Here is a 3,424-nt window from a genome sequence, read left to right as displayed (position 1 = left end):
GAATTTGCTCCACGATTGCAAGACATCCTTCATCCGAACGTGTGGAATGAGCTGAGGCGTGACGGCGAGTGGCAAAAGCTCGGAGAAATGCCGCGTCCGCTCAATCCGTCGTTGCATCTGGCCATCAGCAAAGCGTTGCGCGATTACTCGCTCGCGACCGCTCGCCGCATCGTGGAAGAAGAGCATCTCGGCAAGTTGATCTATGCCGGCGGCGATGATGTGATGGCTTTCGTCTCGCTCCGCGACCTGCCGGAAGTGATGCGCAAGCTGCGAGCTTTCTTCACCGGCGCGCTCACGGGCGATGAGAACCAAATAGACTGGATCGCCGGTTCCGGATTTGCTCGAACGGAGACGGGCTTTCAGCTCACGATGGGCATGACGGCTACGGCTAGCATGGGCGTGGCCATCGCCCATCACATGCAGGACCTGGGACAGACGCTCGCCGCCGCGCGGGCAGAAGAAAAACGCGCTAAGGACGGGCTTGGCCGCAACGCTTTCTCCATCGCGCTCATGAAGCGGTCGGGCGGCCACGAATCGTTTGGCGCGAAGTGGTATTACGCGAAGGACGGCTCCCTGCACGTTGATACGCTCCGGTGCTTGATTGATTGGCGCGATGCCTTCTGGAGAGATAATGTATCGCCGAAATTCGCGTTTGTCTTCCGCGAGGAGGCGTGGGCGCTCTCAGATCTTCCTTCAGAAGCTATCAGCAAGGAAGCGCATCGCCTGCTGGGTCGCCATCTCAACGAACGTTTGTCCAAGGATGAGAAGGAAACATTGAGCGTTCGGCTGCTCGACGAGGGCCTCTTAAGGCTCTTTGAGTCGGGAGTGTCGCTCGACGATCTCGCCAAGTTTTTGGACCTCGCCGTGTTCCTGGGTCGGGAGGAGAACCGATGAGTAAAACGATCTTCATTGAGCCGCTCGACGTGTTGCTTTTCCGGGAAAGCAAGCCTTTCACCGGGGGCGAAGATCACCTGGCGCGAAGCGTCTTCCCTCCGCCGCCCTCGACTGTCTATGCGGCCATTCGCTCACACTTGCTGAGCCAGTATTTTGGTCGCTTCGAGGCATTCAAGGAAGAGAAGAGCGTTCCTCCAGAATTAGCCGGAGAGATCGGTTCGCCTACGACGTTCGGCACGCTTGAGCTTCGTCGCCTGCTGGTTGCGCGAAAGCGCGAATCAGCGGAGGTTCATCAACGGGCGATTTCAGTGGAATTGCTCTATCCCATGCCGAGCGATGTGGCCGTCGTCAAAGGCGCAGGGCAGTACGTGCTTCTGAAACCGGCTGACGTGAAATCGGCTGACAAATTCCCCGTACGAACGAATCTCCTGCCGGAATTGCGACATCTTTGGTTCGCGAAGGACGTGCATCTGGAGGCCGCCGCAGGCTGGCTCACCGAGAAAGGGATGCAACGCTATCTGGCCGATGAGCCGGATTCGTCAGGTTCATTTTTCGGTCCTGGAGAGGTCATCGCTGGAAATCAGATTGAGGAAGTCATCTTTACACGAGAAGAGCGAACCGGCATCGCGCGGGATCGCGCGCGTCGGTCGGTGCGCGAGGGATTGCTCTACAGCGTTGAGTACCTTCGACTCCAGAAGGGCGTCGGCTTCTTCGCCGAGTTCGTAGGAACGCAACTTCTCCCCGATTCCGGGCTGATCAATCTCGGCGGAGATCGCCGTCCGGCGCATTATCAACCGGCGCAGGTTTCAGCGCTGGCGCTCGACAACATCAAGCAGCGCATCCAGGAGCATCGGCAGTTCAAGCTGGTGCTTGTAACGCCTGCCCTGTTCAAGCACGGCTGGCGTCCGACGTGGATTGACGAGCAAACACTCAAAGGCTCACGCGGCAACGTTCGCGTCAAACTCGTCGCGGCAGCTTTGGGCAAGCCCGTGGGCATCGGCGGGTTCGATCTGGTGAAGCAATTCCCTAAGCCTCTTCATCGCTTTGTGCCTGCCGGAAGCGTCTACTTCTTCGAGCTTCTGGAGGGCGATGCCGATGCGGCCATTGAAGCTTTCCACGAGAGATCCGTCTCCGAAAGCCTGGAGACTTTTCCCGAAACTGCTCGGCAGGGTTTCGGGCATTCTTTGATAGGAGCATGGTGATTATGTTCAAGCGAGCCAGTTTGATGTTTCTCTACACCGAGACGCCGCTTCATGCGGGCAGCGGCACGAGCCTTGGCGTCGTGGACCTGCCCATTCAACGCGAAAAGTACACCGACTTTCCGGTGATTCAGGCCTCCGGCATCAAGGGTGCTGTGCGCGAGTGGTTCGAGTTCAAATTCACTGATAATTCCAGCAGGCGCAAAATTGAACTTGCGTTCGGGCCGGATAAGATCGGGTCGGAGGAAAGCGGATTTGCAGCGGCTGCGACGTTCACCGACGCGCGAATTTTGCTTTTCCCTGTGCGTTCGCTCAAAGGCATCTTCGCCTATTGCACGTCGCCGACCGTGCTCGAACGATTTCGCCGCGATGCGCAGATCGCAGGCGTCGCGCTCGATTGGACTGTACCGACGCCGTCGGGCGATCAAACCGTGCTGGGAGTGGAAAGCGGCTCTGATGTGGCTGCTGGCGATCAAGTGCTCTTGGAAGAGTACGCTTTCGGGTTTCGTGGCGACGACAAGGTGACGGCCATCGCCAACTGGCTATCCCAGCACGCAGTGCCCGCTGGATCAGAATATGCGTTTTGGAAGAGCAAGATCACGAAAAGCCTGCTCGTGCTTCCCGACAACGCCTTCCGAGATTTTGTGAAGCTGTCCACGGAAGTGCAAGCGCGGATCAAGATTGATAACGACAAGCGCACTGTCGTCAAGGGCGGGCTGTTCTACGAAGAGGCGCTACTGCCGGATTCGCTGCTTTACTCGGTCGTTCTGGCGCACGATCCGGTGAAGGACGATCGAGCCGAATTGGCCGATGCTGCCGCTGTGCTCACATTCTTGCGTGGCATTGATGGACAGCGCCTGCAACTCGGCGGCGATGCCACCATCGGTCGCGGCATCGTCAGCGTGCGATTCTATAGCAAGCAGGAGAAACAATCCGAGCAGCAAAAGGAGGGACAGGGCAATGGCTAGCACTGCGAGTTTCCAACAAACGAAAGAGCAACAGCGGGCCAAGGCAGCGTGGGCTGATGTCCAAGCTGTGGATCAAAAATCGGCAGATGTGAAGAGAAAGTATCGCGGCCTCGTGCTGAAACTGCCAGTGATGATTCTCACCAACGGATTGGGGCAAGCGCTGGCTTTCCTCAAATCCAAAGGAAAGGGAGACGCGAACGATCCTCATGAGATCGTCTACGCTCACCTTCAGAATTGGCTCTTTCGTGAGATTCACTGGCCCGGCGCCAATCAGCCGACGCTGATTGAGCGAATCTTCAACACGACGAGCGAGACCTATCGCCAGGCGACGACCGAGGCACTCAGTTATCTCCACTGGCTGCG

The 3,424-nt window shown here is 57.8% G+C and carries 4 protein-coding genes; all 4 read left to right on the top strand.

Translation table 11 applies throughout. The features are described 5' to 3' along the window. Nucleotides 1-894 (top strand): type III-B CRISPR-associated protein Cas10/Cmr2 (gene cas10 / locus NZ746_02645; protein ID MCS6816260.1); only part of this gene is annotated, 894 nt, incomplete at its 5' end. Continuing rightward, nucleotides 891-2,096 carry a type III-B CRISPR module-associated protein Cmr3 gene (gene cmr3 / locus NZ746_02640; protein ID MCS6816259.1) on the top strand — a complete coding sequence of 402 codons (1,206 nt, stop codon included), beginning with the start codon at nt 891-893 and terminating at the stop codon, nt 2,094-2,096. The genes cas10 and cmr3, both read left to right, overlap by 4 nt. A gap of 2 nt (nt 2,097-2,098) precedes the next feature. Beyond that, a complete protein-coding gene (gene cmr4, locus NZ746_02635; protein MCS6816258.1) occupies nt 2,099-3,061 on the top strand; it encodes a type III-B CRISPR module RAMP protein Cmr4 in 963 nt (320 codons plus the stop codon). Next, nucleotides 3,054-3,424: type III-B CRISPR module-associated protein Cmr5 (cmr5, locus tag NZ746_02630; GenBank protein MCS6816257.1), on the top strand; the 371-nt coding region annotated here is incomplete at its 3' end. The genes cmr4 and cmr5, both read left to right, overlap by 8 nt.

It is taken from the genome of Blastocatellia bacterium (genome assembly GCA_025055075.1).
Lineage (GTDB): Bacteria > Acidobacteriota > Blastocatellia > HR10 > HR10 > HR10.
This window is presented reverse-complemented; position numbering and strand designations above follow the sequence as displayed.